Source organism: Clostridium sp. AM34-9AC (genome assembly GCF_003480225.1).
Lineage (GTDB): Bacteria > Bacillota > Clostridia > Lachnospirales > Lachnospiraceae > Acetatifactor > Acetatifactor acetigignens.
The window spans coordinates 12,613-13,039 of record NZ_QUIU01000042.1 but is presented as its reverse complement, the minus strand read 5'-3'; the positions used below and the strand labels follow the sequence as shown (position 1 = coordinate 13,039).

The following is a 427-nucleotide window of genomic DNA, read 5'->3' as shown; positions in this document are numbered from 1 at the left end:
CGACAGGGAAAGAAACTCTGCGAAGAAAAAGCAGGCTGCGGAGCTGAAAAAGGCAGAGAAGCGTAAAGCCGAGGTTGACGGGCTGTTTGCTAAAATGTATGAGGACTGGTCTGCCGGACGCATAACCGAGTATAACTTCAATATGCTGTCCGAGAAGTACCAGAACGAGCAAAAGGAGCTTGAAACAAAAATAAGACAGCTTCACGAAATGATGGAAGCCGCCGTACAGACCGCAGCGGATGCTGAAAAGTGGATTGCCCTAATGAAACAGTATGTCAACCCTGTGGAGCTGACCGCCGAACTTCTGAACACTCTAATTGAAAAAATAACCGTCCACGAAGCTGTCAAGGGCGAGGATGGAAGCCGTGAGCAGGAAGTAGAAATCTACTACCGCTTCATCGGCAAAATCGACTGACCTTTCTTTTTT

Annotated in this window: 1 protein-coding gene; it reads left to right on the top strand. The window is 47.8% G+C overall.

Annotated features, from left to right (window positions below; translation table 11 throughout):
• On the top strand, window positions 1–415 hold a 415-nt coding region (locus DW835_RS17015; protein ID WP_118731480.1), incomplete at its 5' end, for a DUF4368 domain-containing protein.
• Window positions 416–427 lie beyond the last annotated feature (12 nt).